This window comes from Xanthomonas sp. SHU 199 (assembly GCF_000364665.1).
GTDB lineage: Bacteria > Pseudomonadota > Gammaproteobacteria > Xanthomonadales > Xanthomonadaceae > Xanthomonas_A > Xanthomonas_A sontii.
Map to the genome: position 1 here is coordinate 1 of NZ_AQOI01000073.1, position 972 is coordinate 972.

The 972-nt window shown below is 75.3% G+C and carries 1 protein-coding gene and 1 pseudogene; both read left to right on the forward strand.

All coding sequences use genetic code 11. From position 1 onward, the window contains the following. The coding region (locus D183_RS0103605) for a TolC family protein (protein ID WP_017907795.1) at positions 1-722 on the forward strand (722 nt) is incomplete at its 5' end. After that, positions 719-972 (forward strand): annotated as a pseudogene (locus D183_RS0103610) (efflux RND transporter periplasmic adaptor subunit); the annotation flags it as partial. The gene D183_RS0103605 and the pseudogene D183_RS0103610, both read left to right, overlap by 4 nt.

Below are 972 nucleotides of genomic sequence, written 5' to 3' on the forward strand. Positions count from 1 at the left end.
AGCCGCGACTGCGCGCGGTGCAGGCGCGCAGCGAAGTGGCCGATGCCACCGCGGCGCTGGACGAAGCGCAGGCGTTCCGCGACGCGGCGCTGGCGCGCCTGGCGGCGATCGCCCTGCTGGAGACGCCGGTGCAGTCCCTTGATGGCAGCCTGCTCGACCGCACGCCGCCGTCGCCGCGCGCGACCGAGGCGGCAGCGCTGCCAGTGCGCATCGCCGCTGCGGAAGCCGAAGCTGCTGATCGCCAGGTCGAGGTGGAGCGCAAGCGTGCCCTGCCCGAGCTGAGCCTGACCGCCGCGCAGACGCGGTTCCGCGAAGACCGCGCCCACGCCTACACGCTCGGCGTCAGCCTCAGCCTGCCGCTGTTCGATCGCAACCGCGGCGGCATCCGTGCCGCCAGCGCCGAACGGCGCGCGGCCGAGGCACGCCTGGAGCGACAACGTCGCACCAGCGCCGCCGACCGCGTGTCCGCGCTGGCCACGCTGAAGGCCGCCGGCAGCCGTACACGCGCCGCCGACGACGGTGTGGCGGCGGCGCAGGATGCCTACCGCCTGGCCCGCATCGGCGTCGACGCCGGTCGCATCACGCAACTGGAACTGCGCAGCACCCGCGCTGCGCTCATCGCCGCGCGCGGCATCGCCGTGGACGCGCGCCTGGCGCGCGTCGCGGCGGAAATCGAACTGGCCCGCCTGGAAGGGCGTGCGCCGTTCATGGAGGCCCAATGAACCTGTCCCGTCCGATCTCCCTTGCCGCCAGCCTGCTGCTGGCACTCCTGCCGGGCGCCTGCGCCGGCGACAGGCAGGCCGCCCCGGCGGCCGACGCCGCGCGCCATGACTCAGCGCCCGATCCCGCGCCCAAGACCACGGCCGGTGCCGATGCCGATGCCGGCGACGTGGTGCGGCTGACGCCGCAACAGATCGCCGCCTCCGGCCTGGACGTGGTCGCGGTCGGCCGCGGCGGCATCGCAAAGATCGG